Annotated in this window: 11 protein-coding genes; 10 read left to right on the top strand and 1 reads right to left on the bottom strand. The window is 35.8% G+C overall.

Going from position 1 to position 21,043, the window contains the following annotated elements:
• Positions 1-147: 147 nt before the first annotated feature.
• Positions 148-1,188, bottom strand: coding sequence for a LacI family DNA-binding transcriptional regulator (locus FLV_RS19620; protein WP_243236453.1), 1,041 nt, complete (start codon positions 1,186-1,188; stop codon positions 148-150).
• Between the two features lie 410 nt (positions 1,189-1,598).
• Here FLV_RS19620 and FLV_RS19615 point away from each other — a divergent pair, with 410 nt between their 5' ends.
• The 10 genes from FLV_RS19615 to FLV_RS19570 all read left to right on the top strand — a co-directional run bounded on the left by FLV_RS19615 (position 1,599) and on the right by FLV_RS19570 (position 21,012).
• Entirely contained in the window at positions 1,599-2,675 is a 1,077-nt protein-coding gene (locus FLV_RS19615) for a mevalonate kinase (RefSeq protein WP_243236452.1), read from the top strand.
• Positions 2,676-2,700: 25 nt separating this feature from the next.
• Positions 2,701-3,573, top strand: a complete 873-nt coding sequence (locus FLV_RS19610; RefSeq protein ID WP_243236451.1) for a sugar phosphate nucleotidyltransferase — start codon at positions 2,701-2,703, stop codon at positions 3,571-3,573.
• A 21-nt stretch (positions 3,574-3,594) separates the two neighbouring features.
• Positions 3,595-4,518, top strand: a complete 924-nt coding sequence (locus tag FLV_RS19605) for an NAD-dependent epimerase/dehydratase family protein (RefSeq protein WP_243236450.1) — start codon at positions 3,595-3,597, stop codon at positions 4,516-4,518.
• A gap of 82 nt (positions 4,519-4,600) precedes the next feature.
• A complete protein-coding gene (locus tag FLV_RS19600) occupies positions 4,601-5,983 on the top strand; it encodes a sugar MFS transporter (RefSeq protein WP_243236449.1) in 1,383 nt (460 codons plus the stop codon).
• Between the two features lie 35 nt (positions 5,984-6,018).
• Positions 6,019-7,947, top strand: coding sequence for a glucosamine-6-phosphate deaminase (gene nagB, locus FLV_RS19595; RefSeq protein WP_243236448.1), 1,929 nt, complete (start codon positions 6,019-6,021; stop codon positions 7,945-7,947).
• A gap of 422 nt (positions 7,948-8,369) precedes the next feature.
• Positions 8,370-11,522: a polysaccharide lyase family 8 super-sandwich domain-containing protein gene (locus FLV_RS19590; RefSeq protein WP_243236447.1), complete on the top strand. Its 3,153-nt coding sequence runs from the start codon at positions 8,370-8,372 to the stop codon at positions 11,520-11,522.
• A gap of 123 nt (positions 11,523-11,645) precedes the next feature.
• Positions 11,646-14,702, top strand: a complete 3,057-nt coding sequence (locus tag FLV_RS19585) for a chondroitinase family polysaccharide lyase (RefSeq protein ID WP_243236446.1) — start codon at positions 11,646-11,648, stop codon at positions 14,700-14,702.
• Between the two features lie 4 nt (positions 14,703-14,706).
• Positions 14,707-15,831, top strand: a complete 1,125-nt coding sequence (locus tag FLV_RS19580) for a glycoside hydrolase family protein (RefSeq protein WP_243236445.1) — start codon at positions 14,707-14,709, stop codon at positions 15,829-15,831.
• A gap of 319 nt (positions 15,832-16,150) precedes the next feature.
• The gene (locus FLV_RS19575; RefSeq protein ID WP_243236444.1) at positions 16,151-19,315 is read left to right on the top strand and encodes a SusC/RagA family TonB-linked outer membrane protein; all 3,165 of its coding nucleotides are present in this window, start codon (positions 16,151-16,153) and stop codon (positions 19,313-19,315) included.
• A gap of 20 nt (positions 19,316-19,335) precedes the next feature.
• The gene (locus FLV_RS19570; RefSeq protein ID WP_243236443.1) at positions 19,336-21,012 is read left to right on the top strand and encodes a RagB/SusD family nutrient uptake outer membrane protein; all 1,677 of its coding nucleotides are present in this window, start codon (positions 19,336-19,338) and stop codon (positions 21,010-21,012) included.
• Positions 21,013-21,043: the final 31 nt, after the last annotated feature.

Raw genomic sequence — 21,043 nt, 5'->3', positions numbered from 1 at the left:
TAAACAAAAAATTGATATAATTTTGTCTTTACAAAGCATTGGTGAGGTTTATTGGTTCGCAAAACAAATTTACTAAACCTCTGCTTTGTTTTTTTATGATATCCAAACTAGCAACTTGAATTAATTACATCCAACGGGTTAAACTAGTTATTCCATATAATAACTCGCATTTTCAGAATTTACAATATCTATGGGTAAAAGTGTTGAAGGGTTAATTTCTTTTCCAAAAATAAAATGATCAACTAAAAAGCTTAATCCCAAATAAACTTGTTGTTTAGGATTTTGATTAATCAGGAAATCAATGGTTCCCTTATTTAGAAAGCTTATGTTTTTGTCTAACAGGTCATAACCAATAAGTGAGATCGTATTATTTTTAGTTTTATCAATAATTTCGGCAATTTGATGGGCCTTTGAAGTAGTGATAAATATACCTGTGAGTTTGGGATTTTCTTTAAGAAAGTCTTCCAGTTTTGTTTCGTAGTTTTTTCTTTTTAATTTTAAAGTAGTGACTTCATAATCTGAATTTTCTTTTTGGCTAAAATAATTTCTAAATCCCTTTTCTTTTTCCTGCATGTGTACAGCATTCTTGATTTTTTCATCAAAATGGATAATGGCAATCTGACCTTTTTCCGCAATAGAATGGATTAATTTTGCGGCAACCCTGCCACTTTGGTGTAAATCCTGGCCAACGAAATTTCTAATTTCTTCAGATTCAAGCTGATTATTAAAAGTATTGACCAATATATCCTGTTCGGTATATTTTTCAACAGCATCCAATGCTTCTTTATAAAATAGCGGAGCCAGTAAAACAGCATCCGGAGCTAAATTCAAAACGCTTTTGTTTACAGCTATAAACGATTCGGTATCTTCAGGATCAAAATAATAGGAACTGATTGATAAATTGAATGCTTTAAATTCTTTTTTGGCCTGTTCTATTCCTTTTATACAGGGCTGCCAGTAAGAATCGGATTCCGGATTAGGCAGCACCACACAAATAGAATAGATCTTATTGTTTTTAAGATTTCGTGCAATCAGGTTGGGTTCATAATCAGCTTGTTCCAGTACGGCATTAATACTGTCCAGTGCTTTTTGAGAAACTTTACCTCTTTTATGTAGAACTCTGTCGACTGTTCCTTTAGAAACACCCGCCAATTGAGCGATATCTTTTATTGTAAGTTTTTTATCCATAACACACAAATGTATAAAAGTTTGGTTTATTTATTTTTTACAAATTTTCTTAATGTATTAGTATAGGTTTTTTAGCCTGCAGATTTTCATTGGTTTTGTTCAGAAGTTGAAAGCTAAAATCTTAAACAGTAATTTATTTAAGGCAGAAAAAGAAATTTGAGTTTTGGTTTAATATTTTGAGTCAATTAGTAAATTATTGTTCAATAATACGGCTTTTTTTCGGGTTTAAGAAGTTTTTCTTGTGCTCGAGAACATAAATTTAGTGTGTTCGAGCACATTTTTCCTTGTTTTCCTTGTATTAGTAAAATTAAATCTATAGTTTCGCATTATGAAATCTAAAAAAGCTTTAGATTTTAAAGGTTGGTTGTTGTTGTAAGTTGTTGTTTAATAATGTTTTAAAAATTTAAAAAGTGAAAGAAATTATATCATTAGCGCCGGGAAGGACATGCTTGTTTGGTGATCATCAGGATTATCTTGGACTGCCTGTTATTGCGTGTGCAATTGACAGGGATATAAGGTTAACCGCAGTGCAAAACAGCACCGGTTTTTTTAATTTAAACATGGTGGATATTAATGAAACTAGGATTATTAAGATCGATGAAACTTTTTCTGAATTAAAACCACGAGATTATTTTGCCTCTTCGTTAAGAGTGCTTAGAAGGTATGGTTGTATTCCAAATGTTGGATACGATATCAATATAACCGGAAATATTCCAATCAATTCCGGAACATCAAGTTCATCGGCTTTGTTATTGGCATGGATCAATTTTCTGATCGAAGCTTTTGGAGTGGATGAAAAAGTAACTCCTGAATTTATTTCTAAAATGGGCTACTTATCTGAAGTGGTTGAACATGGTGAGCCGGGAGGAATGATGGACCATTACAGTATTGGTGTTGGAAATGTGGTGTACATAAATACCGTAAATCCTTTTGCCGTTACAGTTATAGGAAAAGAACTGAACGGTCTGGTAACAGGGGTTTCAGGAGTTCCAAAGGAAACAATTGGTTTAATTGGCGAATTGAAAAATAATGCATTATTGTCTATTGATTTGGTAAAACAAAATGATAAAAATTTCGATTTAAATAAGGCCGAAATTGAAGATTTAAAAAAGTACTCCAACTTTTTACCGGACAGACTGATTCCTTATTTTGAAGCAGCGGTTAAAAATCACCATTATACCAAACTGGCACTGAAAGAATTTCAAAAAGCCTCTCTTGATTTAAAAAAGATTGGCGAATTAATGAACGGTCATCATGCTGTTTTAAGGGATCTGCTAAAAATTACAGTGCCAAGAATTGATGCTATGATTAATGCGGCATTAAAAGCAGGTGCTTATGGAGCTAAAATAGTGGGTTCAGGAGGTGGAGGCAGTATTGTAGCCATAGCTGAACCCGGCAAAGAATCGCAGGTAGCAGACGCAATGCTGGCAGCAGGTGCTGTTGCAGCGTATGCAGTGAATGTTGATCCTGGAGCGAGAATAGTATAGATATTAAAATTAAAAAAAAAAGAGTATGCATGACAATTTAGTAATTTTAGCAGGAGGCGCTTCTTCAAGAATGAAAAAACCGGCTGAGGTAAGTAATCTGAGCGAGGAAGAAATAGCTCAGGCTAACGAAAGAAGTAAAGGACTGATAGGGGTAGGACCAAATGGAAGACCATTGATGGATTATCTTTTAGTAAATGCAAAAAAAGCAGGCTACAAAAACATATACATTATCATAGGAGAGCAGGGAGATTTATTCAAATCTTTTTACGGAAGCAAGGATAAGGATAATGATTTTCATGGTTTGAATGTTTCGTTTGCTGTTCAGTATATTCCTGAAGGAAGAGTGAAGCCATTTGGGACTGCTGATGCATTGTTTCAGGCTGTAGAACAATATCCCGAGCTAAACACTCAATTTTATTCGGTTTGTAATAGTGATAATTTGTATTCATCAGAGGCATTGTATGCACTTCGTGAAACGAATAGTCCTAATGCGTTTATCAGTTATGACCGTGATGCAATGGAATTTCCTTCTGAGCGTATTTCACGTTTTGCGGTGGCAGAATTGAATAAGGATCATTTTCTTCTGGATATTGTCGAAAAACCGGATGCTGCTGTCGTAGAATCTTTTAAAGATGCTGAAGGTAAAATCAGGGTGAGCATGAACGCCTTTAAGTTCAAAGGAGAAGCCTTATATCCTTATCTTAAAAATTGCCCGGTTCATCCCGAAAGAGACGAAAAAGAATTACCAACTGTACTTTTGAATCTATTACAGGATTTTCCGAATACGGCATTAGGAATCCCTTTTTCTGAACATGTTCCGGACTTAACTGCAAAAGAGGATATTGCAGAAGTAAAAGCTTATCTGAAAAAACATTTCCCTGTTTTGGAGTGGAATTAATAATTTTTAACTGAAAACGAAATGAAAAAATATGTAATCACAGGAGGAGCAGGATTTATAGGAAGTCATATTGCGGAACAGCTATCCGGAGAAGGGCATGAAGTAATTGTACTGGATAGTTTAAGAACCGGATTCGAAAAAAATCTCAACGGGCTGAATGTTCAGTTTGTTCATGGAGACATAAGGGATAAAAATCTTGTAGAAGAGTTGGTACAAGGTGCGAGCGGGATTTTTCATCTCGCAGCTTTGGTTAGTGTTCCCGAATCGTTATTGCGTTTAGATGAGTGTATTGATATTAATACCATCGGAACCATTAATATTCTGGAAGCTGCAAGAAAAAATAACGAATGCAAAGTAGTACTTTCTTCCTCGGCTGCAAATTATGGGAATAACCCTGTTTTGCCTAAAGTAGAAACTATGATTCCGGAACCGATGACTCCTTATGCCATTACAAAATTAGACGGAGAATTTTATCTAAAAATGTATCAGGATCAATGGAATGTTCCCACTGCTTCACTGCGCTATTTCAATGTTTTCGGACCAAGACAAAACCCTCAGTCGGCTTATGCGGCTGCAGTGCCTATTTTCATTAATAAAGCGCTTCAAAACCAACCACTAACTATATATGGCGACGGTTCTCAAACCAGAGATTTTATTTATGTGAAAGATGTTGTAAAAGCAAATATTCTGGCTTCTCAAACAGGAAGTGAAACGTATAATGTTGCTTTGGGTTACAGCACTTCTATTTTAGAATTAGCAGAAAAAATAATTAAAATCACAAATTCCAAATCCCAAATTCAGTTTCTGGAAGAGCGTTCCGGTGATATCAAACATTCAAAAGCAGATCCCACAAAATTTAATGATTTAGGATTTAAACCGGGTCATTCTATTGAAACCGCTTTAGAAGAAACCATCGCCTTTTACCATCAGGAATTGTTAAAATAAAAAAGGATGATTTGATTCATCAGACAAATTTTGATACTTTTCAAAAAGAATAGATTTACCAAATAAATACTGTATTGAACAAATGGCACAAACTCAAAACACATTAGAAAAAGGTCAGGGTAATGTTTTAATTCCTATGGCAATTTTGACCCTGTTATTTTTTATTTTAGGATTCGTTACCTGGCTAAATGGACCATTAATTCCATTCTTCGAAATTGCCTGTGATTTAACCGGATCGCAAGCCTATTTTGTAACTTTTGCCTTTTACATTGCTTATTTTGTAATGGCGATTCCATCTTCATGGATTATAGAAAAAACAGGTTATAAAAATGGTATTTCACTCGGTTTAACTGTAATTGCCATTGGCGCATTTATGTTTTATCCTGCTGCAGAAACGAGAACCTTTCTTTTGTTTTTGATAGCCTTGTTCATTATGGGTACGGGATTGGCTATTTTGCAAACCGCCGCTAATCCGTATGTTGTTGTAATTGGCCCAAGAGAAAGTGCCGCAGCAAGAATTAGTGTTTTAGGAATTGCCAATAAACTGGCAGGATTTATAGCTCCGTTAGTATTGACCACTTTGGTACTCTCCAACATGAAGCAGTATACGAAGGAAAAAATAGATCTCCTGGATGCTGCCGCCAAATCGGCTACACTGGACACACTGGCACTGCAATTACAAACACCTTACATCTACATGGGAATTGTAATTTTGATTTTGGCAGTTTTAGCGAAGTTTTCCCCTCTTCCTGAAATAGACTTAGATGAAGATGGTCACGTTGCAGATTTAAGTATTTACAAACAAATTAAAAGTGCATCAAAATACCCTCAGCTTGTTTTGGGGGCAATAACGCTGATGCTATATGTTGCTGCAGAGGTTATTGCAGGTGACACCATTGGAACTTTTGGAAAACAGCTTGGAGTTTACGGAGAAAACGGCGATTTTTATCTTAACCTGACCTCATTTACCATGACCGCAATGTTGTTAGGGTATATCGTCGGAATTACTTTAATACCAAAATACCTGTCTCAGGTTACGGCATTAAAAATTTCAGGAATTTTGGGAGTTGTTTTGGTAATCTTAATAGTTTCTTTATCTCCGGGAATTATCATTCAATTACCTTTATTACCAGATTTGCCTTTGATAATTATTTTGGTCGCCCTGTTTGGACTTGCCAATGCGCTTTGCTGGCCGGCAATCTGGCCGTTGGCACTTCAAAATTTGGGAGGACATACAAAAATTGGCGGTGCAATATTAATTATGGCGATTATTGGCGGAGCAATATTTCCATTGTTATACGGCCTTTTAGCAGAAAGCATCAATCTGGCAAATGGAACGGAACACATTTTAACAACAGAAAAATCCGGAAACCAGATAGCGTATTTAATGCTTTTACCGGCTTACTTGATGATTATCTTCTTTGCGCACAAGGGACATAAAATTACCAGTTGGTCCCGGACGTAGATTCACAATAAATAAAAATTTAAAATTAACTTACAATGTTAAAAAGTAATATAGACAAATCTACAGGATTTGAAAAGCGATTTGAAAACATTAATACAGTGGTTTTCGAAAACTCTACCGCTGCTTCTGTATCGGTTGCAAAAGAAATAGCGGCATTGATTCAATCCAAACAAAAAAACAATGAATTATGTGTTTTAGGCTTAGCAACAGGTTCTTCTCCAAAAGGATTATATGCCGAGTTAGTACGCCTGCATAAAGAAGAAGGCCTGAGTTTTAAAAATGTAGTATCATTCAATCTGGATGAATATTACCCAATGGAACCGGATTCGATAAACAGCTACGTGCGTTTTATGAAGGAATTATTGTTTAATCAGGTGGATATTTTACCTGAAAACATTCATATCCCTGACGGAACTTTATCAAAAGAAGAAATTGCGAATTATTGTGCCGATTATGAAAACAAAATTGAAGCTCTGGGCGGAATTGATTTACAGATTTTAGGAATTGGAGGTAACGGTCATATCGGATTTAATGAATCAGGATCTTTGCAGAATTCAAAAACACGTCTGGTTGCCTTAGATCATATCACCAGAGTTGCAGCAAGCGGTGATTTTTCAGGATTGAGCAATACGCCAAGAACAGCAATTACACTTGGAGTAAAAAAGATAATGGAAGCAAAACAAGTAATTTTAATGGCTTGGGGAGTTGGAAAATCTAATATCATCAAAGCTTCTGTTGAAGGTGAAGTGACAAACCGTATTCCGGCTTCTTTTCTGCAGGAACATCAAAATGCTGTTTTTGTTTTGGATAAAGAAGCTTCTTCAAAACTAACCAGAATCAATACGCCATGGCTGGTGGAGAAAATTGTCTGGACAGACAAACTCATCCGAAAAGCTGTTTTAGGATTGGCGCTTCATTTGCAAAAACCAATTTTAATGCTGACCGATGCAGATTATATTGAAAACGGAATGAGCGATTTATTAGCAGATTCAGGTCCTGCATACGATATCAACATCAAAATATTCAATCAGTTACAAAATACCATTACGGGATGGCCAGGCGGAAAACCGAATGCAGATGATTCACACAGACCTGAAAGAGCTGAGCCTTCAAGAAAAAGAGTGTTAATCTTTAGTCCGCATCCTGATGATGACATTATCAGTATGGGAGGAACTTTTATGCGATTACAGGATCAGGGCCACGAAGTGCATGTAGCGTATCAAACGTCAGGAAACATTGCCGTTGCTGATGATGAAGCGTTACGATTTGCCAGTTTTGTTTGCGATTACAATGATAAATTTGGTATTAAGAGCGAAGAAGCCGAAACGATTTATAAAAAAGCATTAGCCTTTTTAAAGAACAAAAAAGCAAGCGAAATTGATATTCCTGAAGTACGATATATAAAAGGATTAATTAGAAAAGGAGAAGCCCGTGCTACAAGTCATTTTGTTGGTTTACCGGACGAACAAATTCATTTCATGGAACTTCCTTTCTATGAAACTGGTAAGATTGAAAAAAATCCGATTGGTCAGATAGATATTCAGTTAACGATGGATTTAATCGAAAAAATCAAGCCACATCAAATTTATGCTGCAGGTGACTTAGCAGATCCACACGGAACACACAAGGTATGTTTGGATGCTATTTTTGAAGCTGTAAAAAATCTTAAACCAAAAGATTTTATGAATGATTGCTGGGTTTGGCTATATAGAGGAGCATGGCAGGAGTGGGGTATTGACGAAATCGAAATGGCCGTTCCTATGAGCCCTGACCAGGTTTTGGCAAAAAGACACGGAATATTCAAGCACCAGTCTCAAAAAGACGGAGTTGTTTTTCAGGGATCAGATGCAAGGGAATTTTGGCAGAGAGCCGAAGACAGAAACAGTGAAACAGCACATTTTTACAAACAACTCGGACTTGCTACTTACGCAGCCATGGAAGCTTTTGTAAGATGGGAGTATTAGTATAAAGAAATCTCATTTTGCCCCAAAAAAATCAGATTGAATTTGAAAACCTTTAAAATTAAATTTTTAAAGGTTTTTTTGTTTTTGAATCCTTTTATATTGAAATTTTAACCTCTTCAGTTTTATCTTATAATTTTTAAATGTGTTCGAGTACATTTTAGTGTTCTCGAGCACATTTTTGTGTTTTTCCTTGTTTTTATGAAACCGTTTTTGTAATGTTGTGAGGCTTAAGCGTTATAACCAATCTTTATTATCATTTTAATTTGATTTGAAACAAGCTGTGTTTTAATTCTTTCCGTGCTTGGTAGATGTTTCTTCCAAATTAGCAATGGAGAATATTAAATGGCTTTTGTATTGTATGTTGGCGGATTCGATTTAAAATGTTAATGAAAAATTTTAACTAATTAAAAATCACTAAAAGAATGAAATCTAATATTACGCTGTTACTGATTTGTTTGTTTTTAATTTCAAATAAAATCAGTGCTCAAATTACAATTGACGGATTCAACTATAATTGGGCAAGAATTGAAAATACTACCCCTGTAACGCTTGCTTTTACAGATGCAGACAATGGAGATGGTCTTAATGATGGTGCAATGCTTATTAAAGGAACTGCCAATACACCTGCACTTCAGGGCGTGCAATATACTTTGGGAGGAAGCCCGCTAACTGGCGAGCAGATTAATCTTGAAATAAAATATTATCAAAATGCGGCATCATTTGCAAGATTCAAAATGCAGGTTTACAATGTAACGGATAATCTTGTTTTGGCAGAAACGGCTAATATCACGACAAGTACCGGAGTAGTTGGAACGGCAACATTATCACATACTTTTACCGCTTCCAGCGTTGGTGACCAGATTATGGTACGATTTGTTCGTGCAGATGACCTGAATATTGTTCGTGTAGCAGCTTTGGATTATCTAAAGGTAAATGGAGAATTTATAAATATGATCGAAGTTTGTAAACCAATATTTAATTTTGATTTGCCCCTCACAACGGCTACAACTGCAGAAATTAATGATTTGGCTGCTATTCGTGCCAGTTTATCAAATCAATTGTTAGGAACAACGGCTCCTACAACAGCTCAGTTAAATACAGCTCTGGCTCAATACGACGCTTTAAACATAACGGTAACAGGAACGAATATAACCGGAAATGCTATAACTGACGATTCGCAAATCAGTTTTTTAAAAATGTTTGCCAGGTATTTGAAGTTTAATCCAACTGATACCAGTGTAAGCGACAAAGCGGCGAAAGCGGTTTGGTATATAGCGAGTCTGAACTGTAGCCCGAAATCTAATTCGGCTTTGACTTTTTATAGTTATCCAACTTTTTCACGTGGTGCCATTTTTCTGAATTCTTATCTTCCGGATACAGTAAAAGCGATATTTGGAAACACACTTTATCAGGAAACGGCTTTGTTTAAAAACATGTTCGATGTAAATTACGATTTCAATACCACACAAACTGATGCCATTAATACAGATACCATGTATCTCGATATAGATGTTTTACTGGCTTATGCGGACTGGTTTAAAACCAATGATGAGAAAATACGATATTTAAAAACAGTTAAAAGATATCTGGACCGTTTCTTAATTTATACGTATGGAGCAAAAGACGGTTTGAAAAAAGATGGTTTAGGGTATCATCACAACGCCGCTTATGATGGATATATGTATGCCTACAATACCGTTTCGATAGCTTTGAAAGCTTTAGAAGGGACTGGTTTTCAAATTGATCAGGCTTCTTATCTTAGATTTAGAGATGCGGTTTATGCACAAACAATGTATTCTAACGATGCAGGGGTAAAGCCTTTTGCAATGGCAGGAAGAAATCCGCAGTCAAAAACCAGTACTTTGGCATCAGGTACTTTGGCCAATACAGCCATATCTGGAGGAAAAATTTTAGGATTAAGCACTGCTGATCCTGCTTTAGCCGGAATTTATAATAGAAAATATGGAGTCAACAGTCAGTTTAATAACAGTACTGTTGCTTCATTTGAAGAAGGTTTTATTCAGTTCAACTATGGTAACTTAGGAATTTATAGAAAAAATAACTGGGTCGCTTCGATGAAAGGACAATCTGATGTGTTATGGGGTTCTGAGATTTACATCAATCAGAACAGATTTGGAAGATACCAGAGTTATGGTGCATTAGAAATTATATATCCGGGAAACAGCAGTACAGGAAACGGTTACAGCGAAATAGGATGGGACTGGAATTACAACCCGGGAGCTACCACAATTGTATTGTCATGGGATAAATTACACGCCGAAAAAGAGCGTGTTGATGAATATAACACTTATGGTTTTGCCGGTTCTTTAGCATTCAATCAGTTGAATAATGGCGTTTTGTCCAATACCACTGGACAGTCAGGATTATTCTCAATGAAGTTTAAAGAACGTAATAACTTAGGTTTCGGAAGCACTTATGGAGCGATTACCCATAATGCTACTTTTGAATTTACTAAAACGTATTTTGCCATAGACAATTTTATTATCTGTCTGGCCAGCGGTATTAAAAATGACGATACTGTCAATCCTACCGTTACGACATTGTTTCAAAGGCTTAATAACAATTCAGCAGATGTTTTGGTAAACGGAAATGTAAAAACAAGTCAAAGTACGGAGTCATTTTCAGCAACGTCGCCTAACTGGATTATTGATAACTATAGTACAGGTTATTATATTTTACCGAATTCAGGAACCTTAAAAATTAGAAATTCTGCTCAGACGACACCTTATCAAAACCAAACGACTCCGACTGAAGCTACTATAGCGGCCAATTCATCCAATAATTACCATCTTGCTTACCTTGATCACGGAAATGCACCAACCAACAGCTCTTATGAATTTATTTGTATGCCTTTGGCAGATTCGGCTAAAATGACACAATTTGCTCTGGAAATGCAATCTTCCAATAAACCTTATACTGTTTATCAAAACAATACCAATCAGCAAATAATTGAGCATAAAAGCTCTAAAACATGGGCGTATGCTTTACCGGCTGCGAATACCACAATTACTAACGGATTGCTAAAAGCAAATGACACACCGTGTTTGGTTATGTATAAAGTTTTGAATGAAAATTTTTCTGAAATAGTGCTGTCTGTAAGTAATCCGGACATGGGAGCTGCGCCTTCGACACCAAAAGTGATTACCTTAAAATTAAGTAATGAATGGAATTTGTCACAGCTAAATTCGAATGCGAATATTGTTTCAGCTACAGCTACAGAAACTATAATTGCATTTACTGTGGCTGATGGTCTTCCGGTCGAAATAAAATTAGCATCATCAGCTAACACGCTTAAAATTGATGAAGAAACGTTTAATTCGCCAAATGTTGTTTTATATCCGAATCCAGTTCAGGATTATTTTAATATTAATGTACCGGTATTAGAGGTAAACCCAACGATTAGTGTGTACAATGTTTTAGGTAACAAGGTTCGTGAAGTTCGTTTTAACAATGTTTCAAAAAGGGTTTTTGTTGGCGATTTATCAGTTGGTACTTATTTTGTAGTCATTCAGAATGGAAGCCAAACCTTTAAAACTAAAATTATTAAAAAATAAAACTTAACTATATTCCCAATCAAAATGATGCATTGAAATTTTGATTGGGAATTAATAATTCAATTCAGATAAGGCAATACTATAAATAGCCTTAATTTTGAATATTTAAACCATTTAATTGCCATGAAAATAGAGACTAAAATCGTTGAAAAGCTCTTTATAATGAACCTCTTTTTAGCAGGAACCTTAGGGTTTTCGCAACAATCGGGTAATGCTCCCGTAAAAGAATCGTTTGAAAATGAAACTTCAATCGTTACTTATAAAAAGAATAATTCAGGCAGCTTATCGATTAGTAATAAACACCATCAATTTGGGAAATCTTCACTGCAATGGGAATGGTCGGGAGGAAGTTTTTTTGAAACTTCTAATTTTAAAATAATAAGCAAAAAAGACAGTCCCTTACAATACGGAGATTATTTTCCTGCAAGCCCGACTTTAATCATGTCTTTATACAATGAAAAAGCACAGAATGAAACCATTAAAATTTCTTATGATAAAAATGGCAAAGAAGAGGTTTGGTTTCCGATCAATTTAAATTTTACAGGCTGGAGAACCATCAGGGTTCCTTTTTATGAAATGAGTGGAAATCCGCCTAAAAAAGAAGACCCAGTTGGGTATGATACTTTCAGGATAAGTTCCAATTCGGCTACAGGGAAAGGGAAATTATTTTTTGATGATATTGTTTTTTCCCAATATCAGGATGACCGTCATTCGTACCCGGATGTAATGGTACCTTTTATCAAACGAAATTTAGAAGAAGGAGCAGATCACTGGATGCCTTTAATCAGAGATATGAAACGGGTTCAGGAACTGCCTTTAAAAGCAGTTTCGGAGGCAACGAAAAATGAACTCACTATCATCAAAAAACGCATTGATGATACTTTCAATAAAAGTGTTGAAAAAAATAATAGTCTATTAAAAGCAAAGGAAGAATTTGCTAAGTTAAATTTAGTAAAAGAGGAAACGGTTTTGGGACCTCCTTTGACTTTTAAGCTTGAAGAGGTACATCCTGATCAGAAAAATTTTACTGATATAGGAACCTTTGGTAAAACGATAAAAAAAATAGCGACTTTTTACCTTAAAAGTACAGATGATAACAAGGCTCAGATAGAAGAAATGTTTATTACTGCATCCCGATATTATTTAGATCAGGGCTGGCAGGAAGGCGCATCGGGAGGTACAAGACATCATATAGGCTATAACACACGAGAACTTACAGAAGCTTTTTTTATGATGAGAGAACCATTAAAAAAAGCAGGTTTACTGAATGAAATAGGAAATAGTTTGCAGTGGGTTTTTAACCTGGGCAAGATTCTCGGGCCTGAAGAAGAATTTCATTCGAATATCGATTATTATAATACACAGTCTTTCTATCATTTGATGCTGGTTTTTATGTCGGATAATGTGGAAAAACAGGCAGCTTTATTAGAGGCATATTCAAAATATATTTCGATAACTTTAGCTCAGGATAATGAGCTGGGAGTCTTTAAAATTGATGGGACTTCATGGCATCATAACGGGCATTATCCGGCTTATGGATTAGGCGCTTTTGCCAGTATACCTCCTGTGATTTTTACACTTTCGGGAACGCAGTTCAGAATTAATGAGGCTGGTCATAAAAACTTTAAAAAAGCACTTTTGACGACACGTTTGTACAGTCAGTTGTATGATTTTGGTTTTGGAAATGCGGGTCGTCATCCATTAGAAGGTGATGCTATTAAATCATTAAAAAACGGATTTTTGCTCATGGCGCAATCCGGAAATCCTGAAGGAACTTCTAAAATCGATAATGAAGCAGCAGCAGCTTATTTAAGATTATGGGGCGAAAGTGATAAATCAAATACCGCTTTATTTCAGGCAAATACTATTGGTAAGGATATTCTGCCGGGCTACCACGTGCTTCCGTATGCAGCAACTTCAATTCACAGAAGAAATGACTGGGCAGCTATCATCAAAGGATACAGCAAATATGTCTGGGCGTCTGAAATATATGTTGATGCCAATAGATACGGAAGATATCCTGCAAATGGAAGTATCCAGATAAACAATATTGGCGGCGATCAGGCCAGTGGTTTTAAACAAGAAGGTTGGGACTGGAACAGATATCCCGGAACAACAATTATCTATTTACCTTTTAAAGAGCTGGAACCCGACACACCATTATTGATGTTTAGGTCTGATGAGACTTTTGCCGGAGCAGTGACTTTGGGTTCTAACGGAGTTTTCGGAATGAAATTGAATGAATCCAAAGGTTCTGATGCAGAGACATCAGAGAGCAAAGCAGGATTTTCCGGAAAATTGAAAGCCAATAAATCGGTTTTTTCTTTTGGCGATAAATTAATCTGTATTGGTACCGGAATTTCGAGTATTGATACCGTAAATCCGGTACAGACAAATTTGTTCCAAAATTTTATAGCAGATAAATCGATGCCAATCTCTTCATCTGAAAGTAAAAATATTTCAAATTTTCCTTATCAGGCGGCAATGGAATCAACAGGAAAATCAGGTAAATGGCTGATTGATGCCTATCAAAACGGATATTATATTTTATCACCCAATACAATTGAAATCAGGAGACAAGCTCAGGAATCTTATAATAATGCCTATTCGATTAATACAGGTAAAATGAATCCAAAAGTAAAAGATGCTACGGTTACAAACGGAGACTTTGCTTCCTCATGGATAGAACACGGAAAAGCTCCAAAAGATGCTTCTTATCAGTATGTTGTTTATCCGGGACTTCAAAAAGAGGCTTTTAATTCTTTCGAAAAGAAAATTAAAAAGGATAAATCTTATCAAATTCTGAGAGCTGATAATGTTGCCCATATTGTAAAAGATAAGGATACTGAAACAACAGGATTCGTAATATTTGATTCGGGTAAAGAGTTGGATAATGCTGTTTTAAAAAGTGTTTCTGTTCCTTCACTTTTAATGATTAAAAACGAATCGAAAAATCTAACAGTAAGTGCTGTGCAGCCGGATCTTAATTTTTCGGCAGGTAAAGATAAAGGCTTTAGCAACTATAGTATGCCTGTTGACCTGACCATTACGCTGAAAGGAGAATGGAAACTCGCAGCTGATTCAGCAGTAAAATCTATAGTAACTGAAGGAAAAAATACAGTCATTACGATGGAATGCAGACATGGATTTTCGAGTCAGATTAATTTAGTAAAAAAATAGGGTTATGAAAAGAATGCTTTTTTTATGTCTTGTGTTAATTGGTTTTCAGTCAGTTTCATCTCAGGAAAAGTTAAAAAATTTAGTAGAGCTGAAAAAAAACTCAAAAAATGAAATCTTACACAATTTAGGTCAGGCTGATAAAAAGGGTGGTTTTTTTCTCAAAGGTTATTGGGTTTGGGATAATACGGTGATAAAAGGAGATGATGGTAAATATCATTTGTTTTCGTCCTGTTATCCGGATACCATTGTTTTTCATCCGGGCTGGATGGTTTCTGCAGAAATTATTCATGCCGTTGCTGATAAACCCGAAGGCCCTTTTCGGTTTGTAAATAAAGCACTCGAAGCCCGTGGAGCCCAGTATTGGGATGGACGATCCACATTCAATCCACAGATATTTAAACATAAAGGGAAATATTATATGTTTTATGTAGGTTCTACACATCCTTTTGAAGAAGCGAAGCATGATGAACTTACTGTAGAAAGCAAATGGTGTATTGTAGGCCGTAGCAATAAACGTGTTGGACTCGCAGTTGCAAATAATCTTGATGGACCTTGGGAAAGAATGGACAAACCTATTCTTGAAACAGAGCCCAATACTTTTTATAGCTTTCTGACCTCTAATCCCACTATGGTAATCAATGAAGACGATTCGGTTTTGATGATTTTTAAAGCCAGGGCATACGAAGGCAACATACACGGACCGATGTCGCTTGGTGTTGCTTTTGCGAAAACTATTACCGGGCCTTATACCGTTTTGAATAATAAAAAACCTGTTTTTGATGCTAAAATAACAGGAGAATTGGAAGATCCTTTTTTGTGGAAAGATAAAAGAGGGTATCATGTTGTGTTTAAAGACCATAAAGGGAAATATACAAGTGAATGGGGCGGAGGAGTTTTGGCACATTCTGCTAATGGAACAGACTGGAAAATGGACATTGATCCAAAAGCGTACTCTAAAACAATTCAGTGGAGTGATAAGACAATTGAAAAAAGAGGGCAATTAGAAAGGCCATTTATACTTTTTGAGAACAATAAACCGCGCTGTATGTATTTTTCTACGATGGATGGAGAAGGCGGTTTTGAAAACGGAACATATTCAGGTATTTTGGCAATACCGTTTTTAAAATAAACGTATTACTTTAAAAAGGTAGGAAGAATAATTTAAGAGGGACTTTGTGTTCCTCTTTTTTATTTTGTAACAATTATTTGTTTGTTATTGATAATCAGGTTTGAGCAATTTGTTTTTTGTAGGTTTTTACCTTTATTAGATGTTAATAAAGTGCTCGAGCACATTCTTTTTAGGTCTTGATATGTAAGGAATTTTTGATTATTGTATTAAATTTATGTGTTCGAGCACATTTTTTTGTCATTTACTTGTTTTTATAATAACCTTTACATAATATTGTATCACACAACCGACAAATTAACCAAAAAACTAAACTAGAATTATGAAAAAATTTAATTTAAAATATCCGCCTTTCGATAAGGTTTTCAAGCCTTTACTTGTTGGTATTTTTTTGATACTCATGCCAGTTTTTGTAAAAGCACAAACCCAGACGATATCCGGTACTGTATATGATGATAAGAAAGATCCTCTGCCTGGTGTTACCGTTATGGTAAAAGAAACAAAACAAACCGTACTTACTGATTTTACAGGTCAGTTCAATGTAAAAGCGAGTGCTTCATCTCAATTGATTTTCAGCTATATGGGCTTTGAAACTTTTACAGCTCCTGTTGGAAATAAAACTTCAATGGTTGTTACATTAAAATCTTCAACCAATGATCTGGAGGAGATTGTGGTAGTAGGATATGGAGCAGTAAAAAGAAAAGATTTAACAGGATCAGTATCCAGTGTAACTATGGAAGACATCAATAAAGCGCCTGTTCGTTCTTTTGATGATGCTTTGGCAGGCCGTGTGGCAGGGGTTCAGGTAACTTCTGCAGATGGTAGACCGGGTTCTGGTGTTAATATTGTTATTCGAGGAAATAACTCCGTTACTCAGGGTAACAGTCCTTTGTATGTTGTGGATGGTTTTTTAATTGAAGACCCTAACAACAATGTGATCAATCCGGCAGATATCGAATCTATTGATATTTTAAAAGATGCATCGGCTACCGCTATTTATGGAGCCAGAGGAGCCAATGGTGTTGTGGTAATTACAACTAAAAAAGGTAAAGAAGGTAAGGCAGTATTCAGTTTTAACAGTACTACCGGAATTCAGAATATGGCTAACAAGTTAGAATTAATGAATCCTTACGAATATGTAAAATACCAATTAGAATTTAATCCTGCAGCTACCGGAACTCCTATGACTCCAACCGAAATTTATCTTTCTGACGGAAAAACACTTGATTACTATAAAAACCAAAAAGCGATTGACTGGCAGGATCTTACAAGCCGTACCGCTTTGTATCGCAATAATGATTTTGCGGTAAGAGGAGGAACAAAAAAGCTTAAATATGCCTTTTCAGCCTCAGCTACAGATCAGGATGGTATTTTGTTGAATTCAAATTATGCAAGATATCAGGGACGTGCGGTTGTTGATTATGCAATTACCAATAAGCTAAAAATAGGAATTAATACAAATTACAGTCTTTTGAAACAAACAGGAATCGATCCGACTAAAGGAGAAAATGGTTCGACTACCAATGTTATGACCTCGATCTGGGGAATGCGACCTGTTGCTTCTGATGATTTTAATTTGGTTGACGAATTTCAGGATCCGGATATGAATGCTTCTAATGATTACAGAATCAATCCTGTAATGAGTCTTGAGAACACTTATGATGTAACAAAAACCAATAATATCAACGCAAACGGATATGTAGAATATCAGTTTACCAAAGATTTAAAATGGAGGTCAACGTATGGAATTATTGAAAACAGAACAGAAAGAGACGAGTTCTACAATACAAAAACTTCAAGCGGACGCCCGGGTAGTGTAAGCGGTGTTAACGGAAAAATTTCGCACACCAATTACAACAACTGGCTGAATGAAAACACCCTGACCTGGGATAAAAAATTAGGCGAAAAATCAAAATTAACTGCTTTAGGAGGATTTACTGTGCAACAGAGAAAAACCTGGAGTAACGGAAGAGCTGTAAACCAATTACCTAATGAAGACCTGAGATTTGACGGATTCGATCAGGGCGTTCAGTTAAGGGTAGATCCTTTGGCTTCCGACTGGACAATGGCTTCTTTTTTAACAAGGGTGAATTACAGTTACGATTCTAAATATTTGTTCACGGCTTCATTCAGAGCTGACGGATCTTCTAAATTTCCTTCAAAAAACCATTGGGGATACTTTCCGTCTGCAGCACTTGCATGGAAATTCGATAAGGAAGAATTCATTAAAAATTTCGAGCAGTTATCAACAGGTAAATTGCGTATCAGTTACGGGCAAACCGGAAATAATCGTGTAGGGGATTTTGATTATCTCACAAGCTACTTTGATCCAATAATTAATAGTTATGTTTTTGACAATCAATACGTACCGGGTGTAGTGGCTACAAAACTGGGTAATTCTGATTTGAAATGGGAAACTACAGAACAGATTGATGCGGGAATTGATTTAGGTTTTTTTAAAGAAAGAATCTCTTTGAGTGTGGATGTTTATAAAAAAGTAACTAAAGATTTATTATTGAATACACAGCTTCCGCCAAGTTCAGGTTTTGGCGCTGCATTCAAAAATGTTGGTAGTGTAGAAAATAAAGGTTTGGAAATCACTTTGACTACTAAAAATATTGTTACTAAGGATTTTACATGGACTTCAAGTGCTAACATTGCTTTTAATAAAAGTAAATTAACAGCTTTAGGTGAAGGGCAAACTTCGCTTGAGAGTGTTATTAAATGGGACAATACATGGGGAAATACAAGTGCATATATTGCAAAAATTGGAGACCCTTTAGGGCAAATGTATGGATATGAATGGCTGGGAACCTATAAGAGGGAAGATTTTGATGAGCAGACAAACGGTACTCTTTTGTTAAAAGCAGGAGTAGCCACTAATGGAAACACAAGAGCAAGTATTCAGCCGGGAGATATCAAATATAAAGATCAAAATGGTGATAACGTTGTTAACTCACAGGATTATATTACAATTGGTAGTGGTTTACCAAAACATACCGGTGGTTTCAGTAATAATTTTACTTATAAAGGTTTTGATTTAAATGTTTTCTTTCAATGGTCGTATGGCAATGATATTTTAAATGCAAACCGTCTTTTATTTGAAGGAAATGCAAATGCTCAGGGAAATCTGAATCAGTATGCTAGTTATCAAAATCGTTGGACTGCTGAAAATCAAGACTCTGATATGTTTCGTACAAGAGGTTTCTTTGGCGGAGGATATTCAACAAATTATATTGAAGATGGTTCTTATTTAAGATTAAAAACAGTTGCTTTAGGGTACAATCTGGATTCAAAGTTTGTTGCTAAATTACGTTTGAAATCATTGAGATTCTTTGTGTCAGGACAGAATTTAGTAACCTGGACAAAGTATTCAGGATTAGATCCGGAGGTAAATACGTATAGTTCTGCCTTAACTCCGGGATTTGATTTTTCGGCCTATCCTCGTGCCCGTACTTTTGCTTTCGGTACAAACATTACATTTTAACAACACTAAATTATTTTCAAATGAAAAAGATATATATAGTACTGATTTTAGTGGGAATTATGACAAGTTCCTGTGAAGATTTTTTAAATACCGAGCCAACTGATAAAATTGCTTTAGAACAATATTATACGAATGAAGAAGGTTTAACCCAGGCTTTGGCAGGGGTGTATGATCCATTAGGTTCAGAGAAAATATATGGTAATAATTTGTACACTTATCTTGAGGTTTGTACAGATGAAGGTTACTTTGCCCGTTCTGCTCAGACAACAGGTGTACAGGTTTATAATTTTAATCCAAGTTCAACAGAGGTTACCAATTTGTGGACAGAACTTTATAACGGAGTTAACAGAGCCAATGATTTAATAGCGCATATTAATGTGCCAAAAATGGATGAAGTAAAAAGACAGGTTATATTAGGTGAAGCTTTATTTTTAAGAGGATACTATTACTTTATGCTGGTTTCCAGATTTGGAGATGTACCTTTAAAACTTACGCCTACAACAAGCCCTAATTCAGTTCAGATACCAAAAACAGCCACTGCTGAAGTATATGCTCAGATAGTAAAAGACATGACTGATGCCGAAGCAAAAGTGGCAAAATCTTCATCTATAGGATATCCAAGCCGTGTTTCAAAAACGGTAGTTCAGGGGATTCTGGCAAGAGTATGTCTGCAAATGGCAGGTTATCCTTTAATGGATACTGCAAAATACGCAGATGCATTAAGCTGGTCAAAAAAAGTAATAGATTCAGGAGAACATGCTTTAAATGTTAGTTATAATACAGATCCGGCTTATAATAGTTTTAATCAGACTATAGCAACTGTTCCGGTTAATTCAAATAATGCATACCGTCAGATATTCATCAATCACGCAAGTGATGTTTATGACATAAAAGAAAGTATGTGGGAAATTGAATTTAAAGGAAATCGTACCGATGGTTATTCTGATGCAGGACGTTTAGGAAGCCAAAATGGTATTACTATGGCGCCATCATCTGCAACTTCAGTTTTATTAACTAACTTAGGATATTGCTATGGTTTTGTAAAAGGAACCGGACGTTTATGGAGTAAGTATGGCACAGGTGATTTACGTCGTGACTGGGTATTGACAACTTATACTTTTGCGGTCAATAATACTACTAATGTGGCTACTAAAACAGCTATTTCCAAAACGCAGCCTTACACCAGGGATTGTGGAAAGTGGAGAAGGGAATATGAAACTCTGACACCAAAAAATAAAAATTATACGCCAATCAATTTCCCTGTTTTAAGATATTCAGATGTTCTTTTAATGTATGCCGAAGCTGAAAATCAGGTAAACGGAGCAACTACAAATGCATACGAAGCCATTAATCAGGTACGACGCAGAGGATATGGACTTCCAATTAATACGCCAAGTGTAATAGCTGATTTAAATGGACTTAATACGGGCACTTTTCAACTGGCTATTGAAGATGAACGTATGCGCGAATTGTGTTTTGAAGGATTGCGTAAAATGGATTTAATTCGTTGGAATAAGTTTGTTGCAACAATGAATTCAGTAGGTGCCGAAATAGGCGCCAATACAAATGCAACTGCGCAGCAATATGGCGGTTTAGGAGGTAAAAGTGTTACAGCAAGAAATTTGTTGTTTCCTATTCCTTCTTTAGAAATATTGTCTAATAAAGCATTAACGCAAAGTGAACTCTGGTTACAATAAAAATAAATCCGGAAGAGCATTTCTTCCGGTT

Source organism: Flavobacterium pectinovorum (assembly GCF_022802975.1).
Lineage (GTDB): Bacteria > Bacteroidota > Bacteroidia > Flavobacteriales > Flavobacteriaceae > Flavobacterium > Flavobacterium pectinovorum_B.
The sequence above is the reverse complement of the archived record's forward strand: the minus strand, read 5'-3'. Positions and strand labels throughout refer to the sequence as shown.

Bases quoted from the DNA above. Each gene is read 5' to 3' on its own strand.
- FLV_RS19620 (WP_243236453.1), bottom strand. From the start codon at position 1,188: ATGGATAAAAAACTTACAATAAAAGATATCGCTCAATTGGCGGGTGTT.
- FLV_RS19610 (WP_243236451.1), top strand. From the start codon at position 2,701: ATGCATGACAATTTAGTAATTTTAGCAGGAGGCGCTTCTTCAAGAATG.
- FLV_RS19605 (WP_243236450.1), top strand. From the start codon at position 3,595: ATGAAAAAATATGTAATCACAGGAGGAGCAGGATTTATAGGAAGTCAT.
- FLV_RS19600 (WP_243236449.1), top strand. From the start codon at position 4,601: ATGGCACAAACTCAAAACACATTAGAAAAAGGTCAGGGTAATGTTTTA.
- nagB (WP_243236448.1), top strand. From the start codon at position 6,019: ATGTTAAAAAGTAATATAGACAAATCTACAGGATTTGAAAAGCGATTT.
- FLV_RS19590 (WP_243236447.1), top strand. From the start codon at position 8,370: ATGAAATCTAATATTACGCTGTTACTGATTTGTTTGTTTTTAATTTCA.
- FLV_RS19585 (WP_243236446.1), top strand. From the start codon at position 11,646: ATGAAAATAGAGACTAAAATCGTTGAAAAGCTCTTTATAATGAACCTC.
- FLV_RS19580 (WP_243236445.1), top strand. From the start codon at position 14,707: ATGAAAAGAATGCTTTTTTTATGTCTTGTGTTAATTGGTTTTCAGTCA.
- FLV_RS19575 (WP_243236444.1), top strand. From the start codon at position 16,151: ATGAAAAAATTTAATTTAAAATATCCGCCTTTCGATAAGGTTTTCAAG.
- FLV_RS19570 (WP_243236443.1), top strand. From the start codon at position 19,336: ATGAAAAAGATATATATAGTACTGATTTTAGTGGGAATTATGACAAGT.